Origin of the sequence: Gaiella sp. (assembly GCF_035558935.1) — a bacterium.
Taxonomy (GTDB): domain Bacteria; phylum Actinomycetota; class Thermoleophilia; order Gaiellales; family Gaiellaceae; genus Gaiella.
Window position 1 is genome coordinate 1 of record NZ_DATMBZ010000140.1, and the last position, 16,617, is coordinate 16,617.

Genomic DNA, 16,617 nt, shown 5'->3' on the forward strand with positions numbered 1-16,617 from the left:
CCCGAGAAGGACAGGAGAGGGCTGGAAACGTCGGACAGCGCAACCCACGAGCCGCCGCTTCCGCGCCACGCGGCTGGTCTGAGAAGTCCCTCGAACCGGTCGCCGAGCGCGACCACCACGCCGTGGCGACGGGCGATGTGCATGACACCATCCCGCCGCTCTCGCGACGTCGTGGCCGGAAGCGTCGTCCTGCGCCATGACGCACCGTCCGAGGAAGACCAGACGGACGGTGTGCGGACGCCGTCGGGATCGACGACGTAACCGCCGGCCAGCCACCCCGCGCCGCCCTCCGGCGCAACCACGCCGTTGACGTACGAGATGTACGAGCCGCCGTGCAGCGCGGGATGGTCGATCCGCACCCATTCGGAGGGCGGGGCTCCGCGGGCGCCGGGGGTCAGGAGGACCGCGGCGAGGAGCGCAAGGGGAGCGAGTCGTCTGAACGGCACGGTGCACTCGCACTATCGGCCGTCCATGGCAGGCGGACAAGCCCTCGCGAGCGCCCGCCGCCGAGGGCGTGTCACGGTTGACGAGCGTGCAGACCGCGTCGTAGGCTCGTCTGACATGTCACAACGGCATGGAGCCGCGAAAGGGGAGACGCGATGACCCATCCGATCCGTGCGCTGCCGGCCGTGCTCGCCGTCCTCGGTGCGGCGCTCGTGGCGGCGCTGTCCGTGGCCTCCGCCCCGGCCGCCGGGCCGGGCGCCGGCGCGCCCGGCAACGCGAACGGCCAGCTCGGCCTCGTGGGAATGGACCACGTGGGCATCACCGTTCCGGACATCGATCAGGCCGTAGCCTGGTTCGAGGACGTGATGGGCTGCGTGGCGCCGCTCACCTTCGGGCCGTTCTCCGACCCGACCGGCACGTTCATGCAGGACCTGCTCGACGTGGATCCGCGCGCGGTGGTCGAGCAGATCACGATGGTCCGCTGCGGCCGGAGCGCCAACATCGAGCTGTTCAAGTACACGGCACCCGACCAGCGGACGACCTTCCCGAAGAACTCCGACTGGGCGGGGCACCACATCGCCTTCTACGTGACCGATATCGACGCTGCGGTCGCATACATGGTCTCGAAGGGCGCGCAGAAGTTCCTCGGCCCGCTCCCGGTCACGGACGGGCCGGCCGCCGGACAGTCGATCAACTACTTCCGCACGCCGTTTCGGACGTACATCGAGCTGATCAGCTATCCGAACGGAATGGCGTACGAGCGCGACCCGAGCCGTCCGCTCTGGTCGCCGAAGCGGAACGGCACCGATGCCGTCGTGACGAGCGTGCCCGGCCTCCTCGGGATCGACCACGTCGGCATCACCGTTCCGGACGTTCCGAGCGCCGTCGGGTGGTTCGAGGACGTGCTCGGGTGCTCGTCGCCGCTCGCCTTCGGGCCGTTCGCCGACCCGACGGGCACGTTCATCCAGGATCTCCTCGACGTCCACCCCCGCGCCGTCGTCGAGCGGATCCAGCACGTGCGCTGCGGCGACGGCCCGAGCGTCGAGCTCTTCCAGTACTCGTCGCCCGACCAGGACAAGACGTTCCGGAAGAACTCCGACTTCGGCGGCAAGCACATCGCCTTCTACGTCCGCCACATCGACAAGGCGGTCGCCCGCATGGAAGCGCTCGGGGCGCACAAGCTCCTCGGTCCGCTGCCCGTGACCGACGGCCCTGCCGCCGGCCAGACGATCAACTACTTCCGAGCGCCGTTCGGGACGTACATCGAGCTGATCAGCTACCCCCAGGGCGAGGCGTACGCCGCGACCGCGCCGATCCCGCTCTGGGACCCGCGCGACAACCGGCCGTAGCAGTGCGGGAGCGGGCCTGCCGGCCCGCTCCCGTCACACCTGCTCGTAGTGCGACACCGTCACCGCGCCCTGGGAGGCCGACGAGACGAGCGTCGCGTAGTTCGCGAGCGCGCCGCGGCGGTAGCGCGGCTCGGGCTCGGCCCAGTCCGCGAGACGGGCGGCGAGCTCCGCCTCGTCGAGCTCGACCTCGAGGACGTGGCGGTCGACGTCGATCACGACGGTGTCGCCCTCGCGCAGCGCTGCGATCGGCCCGCCTTTCGAGGCCTCGGGCGCGACGTGGCCGACCATGAACCCGTGCGTCGCGCCGGAGAAGCGGCCGTCCGTGATCAGCGCGACCGAGTCGGAGAGCCCCTCGCCGACGATCGCGCCCGTGACGTGGAGCATCTCCCGCATGCCGGGGCCGCCGTGCGGGCCCTCGTAGCGGATGACGACGACGTCGCCGGGAGCGATCGCGCCCTCCTTCACCGCCGCGAAGCAGTCCTCCTCGGAGTCGAACACCCGGGCGGGGCCTCGGTGCACGGTGCGCTCGTGCCCGGCGAGCTTCACCGCGCAGCCCTCGGGCGCGAGATTGCCGTAGAGCACGGCGACGCCGCCGCGCGCCTTGAGCGGCGACTCGATGGGGACGACGACCGTCTGCCCCTCCGTCTCGCTCGCGGCATCCGCGTGCTCGCCCAGCGTCTTGCCGTCGACGGTGTGGGAATCCACGTGGAGAAGGCCCTGCTTGCGGAGCTCGCGCGCCACGAGCGCGACCCCGCCCGCGGCGTACATGTCGTTCGCGTGCCAGCGGCCCCAGGGCTTCATGTCGGCCACGATCGGCGTCTGCGCCGAGACCCGCTCGAAGTCGTCGATCGTGAAGTCGATCCCGAAGTCGCGGGCGATCGCCACGAGATGGAGCACCGCGTTCGTCGAGCCGCCGGTGGCGGCGACGGAGGCGACCGCGTTCTCGAACGACTCCTTCGTGACGTACGAGCGGGGCGTGACGTTGTCGCGGACGAGCTTCACCGCAAGCCGGCCGAGCTCGTACGCGGCCTCCTCCTTCGCGCGGTGCATCGCGGGGATCCCGTTCGTGCCAAACGGCGAGAGGCCGAGGAAGTCGAGGATCGTCGACATCGTGTTCGCCGTGAACTGACCGCCGCACGCTCCCGCGCCCGGGCACGCGACCGACTCGAGCTCGTGGAGGTCCTCGTCCGTCAGCTTCCCGGCCGCGTGAGCGCCGATGCCCTCGTACACGTCGCCGACCGACACCTCGCGCTGCCGGTAGAGGCCCGGTGCGATCGAGCCCGTGTAGGAGACGACGGCCGGGATGTCGAGGCGGCCGACGGCCATCGCCGCGCCCGGGTTCGTCTTGTCGCAGGCGACGAGCATGACGAGGCCGTCGAACAGATGGCCGCGCGCGACGAGCTCGATGGAGTCGGCGATCACCTCCCGCGAGATCAGCGACGCACGCATCCCGGACGTCCCCATCGAGACGCCGTCCGAGACGGCGATCGTGTTGAACTCCATGGGCGTCCCGCCCGCGTCGCGGACGCCGCGCTTCACGTGGACCGCGAGGTCGCGCTGGTTCAGGTTGCACGGCATCGTCTCGATCCAGGTCGTACCGACGCCGACGATCGGCTTCGCCAGGTCCTCGTCGGTGAAGCCGGTGCCCTTCAGCATCGCGCGGGCGCCGGCGCGGTCGGGGCCGTCGGTGAGCGCTGCGCTGCGGCGCTTTGCGGGGTCGGACGGGATGTCGTACGGAGTCGTCACGGGTCGCCTCTCTCGATCGGGTTGGACGGGTCGCGGCACCATTCGCTGAAGGAGCCGGGGTAGAGCCTGACGTCCTCGCGCCCTGCGAGCACGAGGCGCTGCGCGATGACGGCCGCGGTCACGCCTGAGCCGCAGTACGTTGCGACCTCGGGCGGCGCCGTCGCGTCTTCCGGCAGCGGGAGCTCGAAATACGCATTTCGCGAGCCGGGAATGCGGCCCGCGACCGGGTCGAGCGGCTCCACGTCGCCTCGCCAGCGCTCGGTTGCGCGGGCGTCGTAGAGGACGAGCGACGGGTCGGCGAGCCGCGCGCGGATCTCCTCGGCCTCGATCGTGTCGTCGTCGCGAACGTGGGGCACGAAGGCAGCTCGCTCGACGCGCGGCTCGTCGGTCGTGAGCGGACCGACGTAGGCGCGCTGGTCGAACGTGCCGCAGAGGTCGTGGCCGAGGTGGCGGAGGAGCCACCAGCAGCGCGCCGCCCAGCCCGTTCCCTCGTCCAGTGCCAGGACGAACGTCTCGGGGCCGATGCCTGCGGCCGCGAAGGCGGCGCCGAGGGCATACGGGTCCGGCAGCGGGTGGCGGCCGCCCAGCGACGGGTCGCCCGTCGGAGACGAGAGCGTCGTCTCGGGGTCGAAATGGACGGCGCCGGGGAGGTGCCCGGCCTCGTAGGCGTCCCGCGGGCGGCAGTCGGCGAGGCGGACGCTCACAGCGCTCCTGTCGGGGAGACGTCGAGGACGAGGACGTCGTGTTCCGGGAACCGGCCCTCGAGGTCGCGCGCGCATGCCTCGGCGTCGTCCGCCCAGACGATCACGCTGGGACCCGAGCCCGAGAGCGTCGCGCCGCGGGCGCCCGGCGGCAGGTCGGTCTTCACCGCCTCGAGCGCGGCGGACGGCCGGTAGGGCTCGTGCAGCCGGTCGTCGAGCCCGGCTGCGAAGAGCTCGGCGTCGCCTGCCGCCGCGCCTGCGGCGAGGAGTGCGGCATGCGCGGCGTTGGCGGCGGCGTCGGCATGCGAGACGGTTGCGGGGAGCGTGCGGCGGGAGGCCTCGGTCGACGTCCGCTCGCGCGGGACGATGGCGACCGGGGTCAGCGGCAGCGTGTCGGCGATGCGGACGACGCGGCCCTGCCACGTGAGCGTGACGCCGCCGACGAGCGCCGCGGCGAGGTTGTCGGCGTGGCGCTCGAGCGCCAGACCGGCGGCCAGGAGCTCCTCGGCCGGCAGGTCGGGCCGAGCCGCTACCAGGCCGAGCGCGATGGCGGAGGCCGACGAGCCGAGCCCCCGCTCGAGCGGGATGCGGTTCGTGAAGCGGAACCGCTTGCCCGCGGGATCTGCAAGCAGCCCGTACGCGCGCAGGGCGAGGTTCGTGTCGTCACCGGGGAGCTCGCCGGCGCCCTCACCCTCGACGGCGACACCGTCGCCGTCGCCCTCGGTCACCTCGAGCTCGTTCCAGAGGTCGAGCGCGACTGCCGCGCAGTCGAACCCGGGGCCGAGGTTGGCGGACGTCGCGGGCGCGCGAAAGATCACGATGCTCTTCTAGCGCTTCCCGCGCGAGCGGGCGCCGCTTGGGGGAGCCTCGGCAGGCGGCGCGGAGGGACTTGGCCCCGGCCGCCCTCGCGGCCGGAGATCAGAGCGCGTCCGAGTGCAGGCGCTCGCCGAGCGTCTGGAGGATGCTGGTGGCGATCGACGGCGACTGCGCGAGCAGGTCGCGGAAGCCGCGATCCGTCAGCACGAGGACGTGCGCCGGGGTGGACGCAGTCACCGTCGCCGTGCGCGGCACGTCGGCCACCAGAGCTATCTCACCGACGACGTCACCGGCGCCGAGGTCGGCCACCCTCTTGCCCTTGCGGCTCACGCGCAGCGAGCCGTCCACCACCACGAAGAACTCCTGTCCGTACGCGCCCTCGCGGATCAGGGTGCGTCCCTCGTCCACGTCGATCTCGTCCGCGAGCGTCGCGATCTGCCTCAGGTCCGCCTTCGAGCATCTCGCGAAGAGCGGCACCTCCTTCAGGAGGTCGAGCTTGGCATCTCTCCGGAGTCGCACCCGACCAGCATAGACGTGAATGTGCGCATCCGCACTTGCGGAATCGCGCGGCCGGGGTCGACCGCGCCGGTGCTAGGACGCCGGCCTCGCAGCGGAGGCGGCGGCGATCGCGTCGGGATCGGGGTCCACCTCGACCGGCGTCGCGGCCAGGCGGTCGGCGATGGCCGGATCCTTCAGGCCGTGCCCCGTGATCGTGACCGCGAGCCGATCGCCCTCGACGTCGCCGCGGAGGACGGCTGCGAGCCCCGCGGCCGAGGAGGGCTCGCAGAAGAGCCCCTCCTGGGCGGCGAGGAGGCGCCACGTGGACACGATCTCGTCGTCGTCGACGTGGAGCACGCGGGCGTGCGCTGCGCGGACGGCCGCGGCGTGCACGGGGTCGCCGATCCGGATCGCGGTGGCGAGTGTCTCGCGTCGGTTCTCGGCCTCGACCGAGACGATCGGCGTGTCGAGGCCCAGCTCCGCGAGTGCCTGCGCGTAGGCGGAGGTGTTGCCGCCTCCGCCGTACGGGAGGACGAACGCGTCGGGCGCGCCGCCGAGCTCCTCGACGATCTCGAGCACCGCCGTCTTCTGCCCCGCGCGCCGGTACGGGTTCAGGGAGTTGACGAGGACGTGGGTGCCGCGGCGGGCGAGCTCCTGTGCCGCCCCGAGCGCGGCGTCGAAGTCCCCGCGGACCTCGAGCACGCTCGCGCCGAGCATCCGAGTCTGCGCGAGCTTCGCCCCCGCCACGGCCCCCTGCGGCGTGAGCACGACCGCGGGTAGGCCGGCGCGTGCCGCGTAGGCGGCGGCGCTCGCCGCCGTGTTGCCGGTCGAGGCGCAGAGCACTGCTCCGGCCCCCTCTTCGAGCGCCTTCGAGACCGCGAGCGTCATCCCGCGGTCCTTGTAGGAGCCGGTCGGGTTGGAGGCCTCCCACTTGAGCCAGAGCTCGCGGACGCCGGCGGCGCGCGCGAGCCTTGGTGCGGGCAGGAGCGGCGTCGATCCTTCGCCCAGCGTCACGACGGGCGTCGCCGCCGAGACGGGGAGCCGGTCGCGGAAGCGCTCGATCAGCGGGACGGTCACTGGTCGCCGCACATCTGTGGAGCGACCGGCACACGATCGGCACGATTCCCCCTTGACAGAGAACGGTCTCTGAGACCGTCCGCCGCAGCGGCTGGCGCGCGCGTGAGCGCTGGTTCCTGTGGAGTGTCGGTCACGATTCGGGCACGAAGGTGCCGGACACCGTACTGGCGCGTCACGCCCAGCCGAGCTCCTCGACCCCGCGCTCCGAGACCACGGGCAGCGCGGTCGCCTCTCCTCGCGATTCCGGCAGCAGCCTGATCGCCGCGAGCGCCGCCTCGACCTGTCCTGCCGGCGCCTCGTGCGTCACGACGTGGAGGACGGCGTGTCCGTTCGCCGGCTGCTGGACGAGCCGCGCGACCGACACGCCCTCGACCGCGAGCTCCTGCGCGAGCCGGGCGAGCACGCCGGCGCGGTCGTCCACGAGAAGGCGCAGGTACCAGAGCGACGAGAGCTCTCCCGGCGGCATCCGCTCGATCTGGTGCCAGACAGGGTCGCCTTGCAGGAAGCCGGTCCCGGTCGTGCCGACGATCGACACGAGATCGGCGACGACCGCACTCGCCGTCTCGATGCCGCCGGCGCCCGGCCCCTCGAGCGTGATCTCGCGGATCGCATCGCCCTGGAGCATCACGGCGTTGAACGCGCCGTCGACCGCGGCCAGCGGGTGGTGGGCGTCGACGAACGCGGGACCGACGCGGACGTCGACGCGGCCGTGGGCGAACGTCGCCCGGCCGAGGAGCTTGACCCGCATGTCGAGCTGGCGGGCCGCCTCGACGTGCTCCTCGCGCACCCCTTCGATCCCCTCGACCTCGACCCAGGAGAGCGGCACGCGGCAGCCGAACGCGACGGTGGCCAGGATCGCCATCTTTGCCGCCGCGTCGAGGCCCGCGACGTCGTCGGTGGGATCGGCCTCTGCGTAGCCGAGGCGCTGTGCCTCCGTGAGAGCGTCGGCGTACGAGCGGCCCTCGCTCATCGCGGAGAGGATGAAGTTCGTCGTGCCGTTGACGATCCCGAGCACGCGGTGCACGTTGGTGACGACCAGCGACTCGCGCAGCACCTTGATCACCGGGATCGCCGCGCAGACGGACGCCTCGAAGCGCAGCTGCGCTCCCGCCGCCGCCGCGGCCTCGAAGAGCTCGGCGCCGTGCCGCGCAACGAGCTGCTTGTTGGCCGTCACGACGGAGCGGCCTGACCGGAGCAGACGGAGGACGTGGTCGCCCGCCGGCTCGACTCCGCCCATCACCTCGGCGACGAGTCGGATCGACGGGTCGTCGAGCACGTCCCCGATCTCGGTCGTGAGGACGCCCGGCCCGGCGTCGAACGCTCGCTCGCGCGCCGGGTCGCGGACGAGCGCCCGGACGACCCGCAGGCGATGCCCGGTCGCGCGCTCGATCTCGTCGCCCTGCTCGGAAAGCAGGCGGTGGACGGCCGCGCCGACGGTCCCGTAGCCGAGGAGAGCTACGGGAACGTCAACCGACTGCACTCGTGTCCTCGCGGCGCATGAGCGAGCGGAGCTCCTCGCCCACCTGCTCGATCAGCTGGTTCGCGGCTTCGGCCCGGTGCCCCTTGAGGCCCGCCTCGCCGCTCTCCATCTCCGCGATCCACACCTTCGCGAACTGGCCCGAGCGGATGTCGTCGAGGACGGCCTGCATCCGCTCGCGCACGTGCGAGTCGATCTCCCGGGGCCCGCTCACGTAGTCGCCGAACTCGGCCGTGTCGGAGATCGACCAGCGCATGTGCTGCAGGCCGCCCTCCCAGATCAGGTCGACGATCAGCTTCAGCTCGTGGAGGCACTCGTAGTAGGCGACCTCGGGCTGGTAGCCGGCCGCGACGAGCGTCTCGAAGCCCGCGCGGATCAGCTCCGTCGTGCCGCCGCAGAGCACGGCCTGCTCGCCGAACAGGTCGGTCTCGGTCTCCTCGCGGAACGACGTCTCGAGGATCCCCGCCCGCCCCGCGCCGATGCCGACCGCGTACGCGAGCGCGACGTCGCGCGCACGTCCCGAGGCGTCCTGGTGGACAGCGATCAGCGCCGGCGTGCCGAGCCCCTCGGTGAAGAGCCGCCGCACGACGTGGCCCGGGCCTTTCGGAGCGACCATCACGACGTCGTGGCCGACGGCGGGCGCGATCCGCTCGTAGAGGACGTTGAAGCCGTGGGCGAAGAGGATCGTCGCCGCCGGGTCGAGCGTGGGCTCGACGTCCTCGGTGAAGACCTGGGGCTGGACCTGGTCGGGCAGCAGCAGTGAGACGAGCTGGGCGCCGCGGACGGCCTCGGCGATCGGACGCACCTCGAGCCCGGCCTCCTCCGCCGCGCTCCACGACGACGAGCCATCGCGCAGGCCGACGACGACCTTGACCCCCGAGTCGTGGAGGTTGAGCGCGTGGGCGTGGCCCTGGCTGCCGTAGCCGACGACGGCCACGGTGCCGTCGAGGAGGGAGAGGTCGCCGTCGCGGAGGATCCTGGCCATGCGTCCGTCCTTTCGCTGGGGATGGGGCGAGATATACCGCGCGAGATCAGTTGATCGCGGCGAGACGGCGCGGCGCCCGTCTTCGGGACGAGGAGCGGGGGACGCCGATCCGTCCAGTGCGCACGAGATCGAGAATCCCGTACGGGTGGCAGAGCTCGTGGAACGCGTCGAGCTCCTCGGGCGTGCCCGTGAGCTCGAGGACGACCGCGTCCGGCCCGACGTCGAGGAGCCGCCCGCCGAGCGCCTCGGCGGTCGTGACGAGTTCGGCCCGCTTCTCGGGGGCGGCGGAGACGCGAACGACGAGTAGCTCGCGCTCGACGGCCTCGCCGGCGACGAGCTCGGTCACTCGGAGGACGTTGACGAGCTTGTGGATCTGCTTCTCGATCTGCTCGAGCGAGTGCTGCGTGCAGTCCACGCGGAGGGTGATGCAGGAGACGCCTGGGCGCTCGGTGGGCCCGACGGCGAGCGACTCGATGTTGAATCCGCGACGCGCGAACATCGTCGTGATCCGCGTCAGCGCTCCCGGCCGGTCTTCGACGACGACGGACAGCGTGTGCTTCACAGTGCTCTGACCTCCATGTTCTCGCCCGCGTCCGAGTACTCGAGCATGTCGAGCGCGGCAGCGCCGGCCGGGATCATCGGGAAGACCTGCTCCGCGGGGTCGACACGGCAGTCGACGACCACCGTGCGGTCGAGCTCGAGCGCCTCGGCGAGCGCGGCGTCCAGCTGGGCCTCGTCCGTGACGACCATGCCGACGCCGCCGTACGCCTCGGCGAGCCGCGCGTAGTCGGGCAGCTGCGAGGTCAGGTGCACGTGCGAGCGCCGTCCGTCGAAGAACATGTCCTGCCACTGCGTGACCATCCCGAGGTGGGCGTTGTTGACGAGGACGACCACGATCGGCAGATCCTCGAGTGTCGCCGTCACGAGCTCCTGCGCCGTCATCTGGAAGCACCCGTCGCCGTCGACGCAGACGACCTTCGCCTCCGGTCTCGCCGCCTTGGCGCCGATCGCCGCCGGGATGCCGTAGCCCATCGTCCCGAGGCCGCCCGAGGTGATGAAGCTCCGCGGCCGCTCGGAGAGGACGTACTGCATGGCCCACATCTGGTGCTGACCGACGCCGGTCGTGACGATCACGTCGCTCCCGGCCGTCAACCGCTGGAGCGACTGCAGGACCTGCTGCGGCTTGAGCCACTCCTCGCTCGTGCCGTAGCGGAGCGGATACTGCTCTCGCCAGGCGCGGAGCTGTGCGAGCCATGTCTCGGGCACCGGCGCGTGCTCCGCGCGATGCCGTACGACCTCGTCCGCAAGCGCCGCGACAGCGGTCCGCAGCGGACCGACGACGGGGATGTCCGCGTCGCGGAGCTTCGAGATCTCCGCGGGGTCGATGTCGAGGTGGACGACCGTCGCCCCCGGCGCGAACGCGGAGAGCTTCCCGGTGACGCGGTCGTCGAACCGCGCGCCGATCGCGACCAGCACGTCGCACGAGTTCAGCGCGAGGTTCGACCACTTCGCCCCGTGCATGCCCGGCCAGCCGAAATGGAGCTCGTGCGTCTCGGGGAAGGCGCTCTTGCCCATCAGCGTCGTGACGACCGGGAGCGAGCCGGCCTCGGCCAGGCGCAGCAGCTCCGCGCAGGCGTCACCGTTGAGCGTCCCGCCGCCCACGTAGAGCACGGGCTTCCGCGCCGTTGCGATCACGCGGGCCGCCTCCCTGACCTGGAGCGGGTGCACCTTCGTCGGGGGCCGCCAGCCGGGAAGGTCGACCTCCGCGGGGTACGAGAAGTCCACGGTCGCCTCCTGGACGTCGCGCGGGATGTCCACGAGCACCGGCCCGCACCGTCCCGAGCGCGCGACGTGGAACGCCGCCTTGAGCGTCGCGCCCAGCTCGCGGGCGTCCTGCACGAGCCACGAGTGCTTCACGATCGGCATGGTGATCCCGGTGATGTCGCACTCCTGAAACGCGTCCGTGCCGATCAGGCTCGAGCGCACCTGGCCGGTGATGCAGACGAGCGGCGTCGAATCCATCCACGCGTCGGCGATCGGTGTGACGAGGTTCGTCGCCCCGGGGCCGGAGGTCGCGATCGCGACCCCGACGCGGCCGGACGCGCGGGCGTAGCCCTGCGCCATGTGGCCCGCGCCCTGCTCGTGGCGCGCGAGGACGTGACGGACGGCCGTCCCGCGCGCCATCGCGTCGTACGTCGGCATGATCGCGCCGCCGGGGATGCCGAACATCACGTCCACGTCCTCCGCCTCGAGGGAGCGGAGGATCGCGTCGCCGCCTGTCATCGTCATGGGCCGACCCCCAGCGCGAACTCGGTGTCGCGGCGTGCGCTGCGCAGCAGGCCCAGCACCGCGTCGACGAACTCGCGGCTCGTCGCGGTGACGCTCGTCCCCTGGTACGCGGCCGGACGCTGGGCGGCGCGCAGTGCCGCGGTGAGGCTCTCCTCGAGCGCCTCGCCGGCGGAGTGACGGCCAAGGCCCTCGGAGAGGAGCAGAGCGGTCGCGAGCAGCATCGGGCTCGGGTCCGCGACGCCGTGGCCCGCGAGGTCGCTCGTCGTCCCTTCGGCCGGGCCGAACAGGCTCGGTCCTGTCGCCGAGAGCTGTCCCGAGGCCACGAGCCGGCGCCGTCCACCGAGCCGCGGGGCTTCCGCGACGGCGTCGCCCAGCACGCCCTCGGCGGCGAGCACGCCGGTCGAGCCGACGGTGAGCCGACGCAGCGCCTCCGTCAGCGTCACGTGCTCGACCTCGACGCCCGTGTGCCGGTCGGCGTGACGGTCGACGCGTTGCGTCCAGGTCTCGGAGACGCCGACCGACGTCAGGCGCCCGGAGCGGTTCTTTGCTGTCGCGAAGGCCCGCTGGAGCGTCCAGTCCACGGCGGTCTCGTCGAGCGGGGCGAACGCCGTCACTTCGCCCGTGTCGTCGAGCACCCGCGTCACGCGGGCACCGAGGTCGAGCGCCGCGCGGAGCCCCGCCAGCGCCGGGGCGGTGTCGCCGGCGACGAGGACGGCGTCCGCGCTCGCGGTCGCCTGGCGCGTCGCGGTGGGCAGCAGGTGACCGGAACGGGTGAGCGCCTCTGTGTCGAAGGGCGGATGCAGCTCCTCGACGTCGAAGCCGTGCTCGCGGGCGAGGCGCGCGAGGGCGCGGCTCGCGGCGGCCGTGATCTCGGGGCCGATCCCATGGCCGGCGAGGCAGGCGACGACGTACGTGCGACGGCCGGTCATCGGAATCGGTTGGGTGTGGGGAAGGTGGACATCGGTGGAGCTCCTCTCGCTCGGCACGCCCGGCGGACGCACCTCTTCTGGGTCTCGGTCGGCGTGTGCGCCACGGATGGCGCGTGAGCGTCGATCTCCCCTAGACGGGGAGAATCAGGATGAGCTCGATGCCGCCGCCGATCGCCACCGCGGGGCGCGGTACGAGAGGACGTACGGGTACGGCGTGGCAGAGCGTCATCGGGTCTCAGAGTGCCCGAAGCGGGGGGCCGCTGTCAATTCGACCTTCGTCGGGTCCCGCCGTGCTTGCGGCTAGGCCCGTCACCCACTACGATCGATCATCGATGGATCGCGCCGCGAGAACACGTACGCGTAGCCGTGCCGGGGCGCTCGTAGCCCCGATCTCGCCGATTGCGTTCATCGCCTCGAAACGGCGCTAGCCGGCGACCACCTCCCGCCCCCGCCAGCTAGCAGCCCACAGACCGGCGGGAGGCTCATCATCGACGTGTGCACGAAAGGCGGTACGTCTCCCCGTGACAACCCAGCTCCACGACACGACAGCCGAGCGAGACGCCTGCGGGATCGGGCTCGTCGCCGATGCGAACGGGCGGGCATCGCGCGAGCTCGTCGACCGCGCGCTGGCCGGCCTCGCGGCGGTCTCGCACCGCGGCGCGTGGGCGGCCGACGGGGTCACGGGCGACGGCGCGGGCGTCCTGCTGCCGCTCCATTCGGCCTTGACGGGGCACGAGGGCGCTGGTGTGGCGATGTGCTTCCTGCGCGAGCCGTGGCTCCGGGGGATCGTCGAGGACGCGTGCCGCGCGGAGGGTCTCGAGCCGTTCGGGTGGCGCGACGTGCCGCACGACGTCGCCGCGCTCGGCTCGACGGCGACCGCGAGCATGCCGCGGATCGCGCAGCTCGTGCTCGCGCCGTGTGCCGAGCCCGACGCGGAGCTCCGAGCGCACCGCGCGCGCCGCCGGGCGGAGCGGGTCGACGGTATCTATGTCGCGTCGCTTTCCTTCCGCACGGTGACGTACAAGGCGCTCTGCGCCGCCACGCAGCTCGCGAGCTTCTATCCCGACCTCGCCGATCCCGCCTGGACTGCGGCGTGGGCGATCTTCCACCAGCGGTTCTCGACGAACACCGAGCCGAGCTGGGAGCGCGCGCAGCCGTTCCGGTTCCTGTGCCACAACGGCGAGATCAACACGATCGAGGGCAACGTCGAATGGATGGAGGCGCGCGAGCGAGCGCGCGGGCTCGATCCAGCCCTCGCGCCCGCACTCGACCGCAGCGGGTCCGACTCCGCGTTGCTCGACAACGCGCTCGACCTGCTCGTGCGGGCCGGGCTCGACGTCCGCGAGGCGGTGACGCTCCTCGTGCCGCCCGCCTGGCAGAACGACCCCCGGATCGACGACGCGCAGCGCGCGATGCACCGCTACCACGCGATGCTCGCCGAGCCCTGGGACGGACCGGCCGGCCTCGTCTACTCGGACGGCGTCGTCTGTGGCGCGGCGCTCGACCGGAACGGGCTGCGGCCGTTGCGCGTCGCCGTGTGCGACGACGGGCTCGTCGCCGTCTCGTCCGAGGCGGGCGCGGTGCCGCTGTCCGACGGTGCGGCCGTCCGGCGAGCACGGCTCGGCCCCGGCCAGCTGCTCTCGATCGACCCGCGTCGCGGGCTCCTCTTCGACGGCGAGCTGAAGCGGGAGCTCGCGTCGCGGAAGCCGTACTCCTCGTGGGTCGAGGAGAGTGTCCGCTTCGCGGAGCAGGGCGAGCCGCTGCCCCCGCCGGAGGCGGATCTCGCGGCCCGGCATGCCCTCCACGGCTACACGCGCGAGGAGCTCTCGCTGATGCTCCGGCCCATCGCCCAGACGGGGCAGGACCCCGTCTACTCGATGGGCGACGACGCCCCGATCGCGCCGCTCGCCGGCAGGGGCAGGCCACTTGCGTCGTACTTCCGCCAGCGGTTCGCGCAGGTGACGAACCCTGCGATCGACCACTACCGCGAGCGGGCGGTGATGTCCGTCTCGACGCTCGTCGGCGCGCGCGCGCCGCTCGACGCGGAGGGTGCGCTGCCGCCGCTCTCCGTCCTGCCTTCCTTCCTCGTGACGCCCGACGGGCTCGCGGCGCTCGAGGCGGACGACGTCGACGCGACGTTCACCGCCGAAGAGGGGCTCGCGACCGCGGTCGAGCGGGTCGCCGACCTCTGCGTCGCGCTCGTCGAGTCCGGGAGCAGCGTCCTGTGCCTCAGCGACGCCGCGGCGGGCGGCGAACGTGCGCCGGTACCGGCGCTCCTCGCCCTCGCGGCCGCTCACGGACGTCTCGTCGAGCGCGGTCTCAGGACCGCGTGCTCGCTCCTCGTGTCGACCGACGAGGCGCGCGACACGCACATGGTTGCGACGCTCGTCGGGTTCGGCGCCGACGTCGTCTGTCCGCGCCTCGCGCTCGAGACGGTTGCGCGCCTCGCCGAGACGGACAAGGTCGGCGGCGACCGGCCCTCTCCCGCCGAGGCGCAGGCGAGGCTCCTGCGCGCGCTCGAGGACGGCGTGCTCAAGGTGATGTCGAAGATGGGGATCTCCGACGTCGCGAGCTACCGCGGTGCGCGGCTCTTCGAAGCGGTCGGCCTCGACCGTCGTCTCTGCCGTCGCTTCTTCGGCGGAACGCCCTCGGCGATCGGCGGGATCGGGCTCGACCGGCTCGAGCGCGACGCGCTGTCGCGGCTCGCGGCGAGCGTCACCGAGAAGCCCGAGCTCGAGAACCCCGGCTTCTACAAGTTCCGGAAGGGCGGCGAGCCGCACGCGACCGACCCGGACGTCGTGGCCGCCCTTTCGGACAGCGTCACCGCCGCACACGCGCTCGTGAAGGCGGTGAAGGGCGAACGGCAGGACCTCTACGACCGCTTTGCGGAGATGGTCAACGAGCGGACGCCGCTCGAGCCGCGCGACCTACTCGAGCTCGTACCGGCCGGCGACGCGCTTCCGCTCGACGAGGTCGAGCCGGTCGAGTCCATCGTCCGCCGCTTCTCGGGTGGCGCGATGTCGCACGGCGCCCTTTCGGCCGAGGCGCACGAGACGATCGCGGTCGCGCTCAACCGCCTCGGCGGGCGCTCGAACTCCGGCGAGGGCGGCGAGGACCGGAGCCGCTACCGGGACGAGCGGAACTCGAAGATCAAGCAGGTCGCCTCGGGCCGGTTCGGCGTGACGGCCGAGTACGCGGCGTTCGCCGAGGAGCTGCAGATCAAGATCGCGCAGGGATCGAAGCCGGGCGAGGGCGGGCAGATCCCTGCGCACAAGGTGACCGAGGAGATCGCGCGCCTCCGCGGCACGAGCCCCGGCGTCTCGCTCATCTCGCCGCCGCCGCACCACGACATCTACTCGATCGAGGACCTCGCGCAGCTCGTCTTCGACCTGCGTGAGGTCAACCCGGACGCCGACATCTCGGTCAAGCTCGTCTCCTCGAGCGGCGTCGGCGTGATCGCCGCCGGGGTCGCGAAGGCCCACGCCGACGTCGTCCACGTCGCGGGCGCGGACGGCGGCACCGGCGCCAGCCCCCTGCCGTCGATCAAGCACGCCGGCGCGCCGTGGGAGTTCGGTCTCGCGGAGACACAGCAGGCGCTCGTCGCGAACGGCCTCCGCGGCCGGGTGCGCGTCCGTGTCGACGGTGGGTTCAAGACGGGGCGTGACGTCGTCGTCGCCGCGCTGCTCGGGGCGGACGAGTTCTCGTTCGGGACCGCGCTCTTGCTCGCCGAGGGCTGCCTGATGGTGCGCTCGTGCCACCTCGACACGTGCCCGGTCGGGATCGCGAGCCAACGACCCGAGCTCCGCGCGAAGTTCGCGGGCACGCCGGAGATGGTCGAGGCCTACCTGCGCTTCGTCGCGCTCGAGGTGCGCGAGCACCTCGCCCGGCTCGGCCTCCGGACGCTCGACGAGGCCGTCGGTCGCGTCGACCTCCTCCGCCAGCGGCGCACCGGGGACCCGTCGGCGGACTCGCTCGACCTCGGCGCATTGCTCGCGCGGACCGGGCAGGGCCATGCCCGGTACGTCGGGCAGCCGGTCCCTCACGAGGGCGACCGCCTGGGTGCCCTGCTGCTCGCCCAGGGCAAGGCGGCGATCACGGGAGCGCGCCTCGTCGAGGCGGCCTACCAGGTGACGAACGCCGACCGCGCGATCGGCGCGCGGCTCGGCGGCGCGATCGCGAAGGCGGTCGGGGATGCGCCGCCCGCCGGCCGGGTGCGCGCGCGCTTCGAAGGCTCGGCGGGTCAGAGCTTCGGCGCGTTCCTCACGGCCGGTGTCGAGCTGCGGCTCGTCGGGGAGGCGAACGACTA

Annotated in this window: 11 protein-coding genes and 3 pseudogenes; 3 read left to right on the forward strand and 11 right to left on the reverse strand. The window is 72.5% G+C overall.

The features are described from left to right. Nucleotides 1–446: pseudogene (locus VNM44_RS13445) on the reverse strand (hypothetical protein); the annotation flags it as partial. A 300-nt stretch (nt 447–746) separates the two neighbouring features. On the opposite strand from VNM44_RS13445, the pseudogene VNM44_RS17200 reads away from it, so the two are divergent. Beyond that, nucleotides 747–1,238: pseudogene (locus tag VNM44_RS17200) on the forward strand (VOC family protein); the annotation flags it as partial. A 57-nt stretch (nt 1,239–1,295) separates the two neighbouring features. After that, nucleotides 1,296–1,793, forward strand: a pseudogene (locus VNM44_RS17205) (VOC family protein); the annotation flags it as partial. A 33-nt stretch (nt 1,794–1,826) separates the two neighbouring features. On the opposite strand, the gene ilvD reads toward VNM44_RS17205, so the two are convergent. From ilvD to VNM44_RS13500, 10 genes are all read right to left on the reverse strand, one after another. Further along, the gene (gene ilvD / locus VNM44_RS13455) at nt 1,827–3,521 is read right to left on the reverse strand and encodes a dihydroxy-acid dehydratase (RefSeq protein ID WP_349258045.1); all 1,695 of its coding nucleotides are present in this window, start codon (nt 3,519–3,521) and stop codon (nt 1,827–1,829) included. Nucleotides 3,522–3,535: 14 nt separating this feature from the next. Continuing rightward, nucleotides 3,536–4,243, reverse strand: coding sequence for a sulfurtransferase (locus VNM44_RS13460; RefSeq protein WP_325626402.1), 708 nt, complete (start codon nt 4,241–4,243; stop codon nt 3,536–3,538). Further along, nucleotides 4,240–5,058: a homoserine kinase gene (locus VNM44_RS13465; protein WP_325626403.1), complete on the reverse strand. Its 819-nt coding sequence runs from the start codon at nt 5,056–5,058 to the stop codon at nt 4,240–4,242. The genes VNM44_RS13460 and VNM44_RS13465 overlap by 4 nt, the downstream gene beginning before the upstream one ends. 100 nt (nt 5,059–5,158) lie before the next feature. Further along, the gene (locus VNM44_RS13470) at nt 5,159–5,575 is read right to left on the reverse strand and encodes a cyclic nucleotide-binding domain-containing protein (protein WP_325626404.1); all 417 of its coding nucleotides are present in this window, start codon (nt 5,573–5,575) and stop codon (nt 5,159–5,161) included. Between the two features lie 72 nt (nt 5,576–5,647). Beyond that, nucleotides 5,648–6,631: a threonine synthase gene (thrC, locus tag VNM44_RS13475; protein ID WP_325626405.1), complete on the reverse strand. Its 984-nt coding sequence runs from the start codon at nt 6,629–6,631 to the stop codon at nt 5,648–5,650. 172 nt (nt 6,632–6,803) lie between these two features. Then, nucleotides 6,804–8,111, reverse strand: a complete 1,308-nt coding sequence (locus VNM44_RS13480; protein WP_325626406.1) for a homoserine dehydrogenase — start codon at nt 8,109–8,111, stop codon at nt 6,804–6,806. Next, the gene (gene ilvC / locus VNM44_RS13485; protein ID WP_325626407.1) at nt 8,098–9,093 is read right to left on the reverse strand and encodes a ketol-acid reductoisomerase; all 996 of its coding nucleotides are present in this window, start codon (nt 9,091–9,093) and stop codon (nt 8,098–8,100) included. The genes VNM44_RS13480 and ilvC overlap by 14 nt, the downstream gene beginning before the upstream one ends. A 46-nt stretch (nt 9,094–9,139) precedes the next feature. Continuing rightward, complete coding sequence (gene ilvN, locus VNM44_RS13490; protein ID WP_325626408.1) at nt 9,140–9,655, reverse strand: acetolactate synthase small subunit; 516 nt, start codon at nt 9,653–9,655, stop codon at nt 9,140–9,142. Further along, entirely contained in the window at nt 9,652–11,382 is a 1,731-nt protein-coding gene (gene ilvB / locus VNM44_RS13495; protein WP_325626409.1) for a biosynthetic-type acetolactate synthase large subunit, read from the reverse strand. Before ilvB ends, ilvN begins: the two co-directional genes overlap by 4 nt. Next, nucleotides 11,379–12,311 carry an isocitrate/isopropylmalate family dehydrogenase gene (locus VNM44_RS13500; RefSeq protein ID WP_325626410.1) on the reverse strand — a complete coding sequence of 311 codons (933 nt, stop codon included), beginning with the start codon at nt 12,309–12,311 and terminating at the stop codon, nt 11,379–11,381. Before VNM44_RS13500 ends, ilvB begins: the two co-directional genes overlap by 4 nt. Nucleotides 12,312–12,832: 521 nt before the next feature. On the opposite strand from VNM44_RS13500, the gene gltB reads away from it, so the two are divergent. Then, nucleotides 12,833–16,617 (forward strand): glutamate synthase large subunit (gene gltB / locus VNM44_RS13505; protein WP_325626411.1); only part of this gene is annotated, 3,785 nt, incomplete at its 3' end.

Excerpts from the sequence above, each read along its gene's own strand:
- ilvC (WP_325626407.1), bottom strand. The coding sequence starts at position 9,093 with ATGGCCAGGATCCTCCGCGACGGCGACCTCTCCCTCCTCGACGGCACC.
- ilvB (WP_325626409.1), bottom strand. The coding sequence starts at position 11,382 with ATGACGATGACAGGCGGCGACGCGATCCTCCGCTCCCTCGAGGCGGAG.
- VNM44_RS13500 (WP_325626410.1), bottom strand. The coding sequence starts at position 12,311 with ATGACCGGCCGTCGCACGTACGTCGTCGCCTGCCTCGCCGGCCATGGG.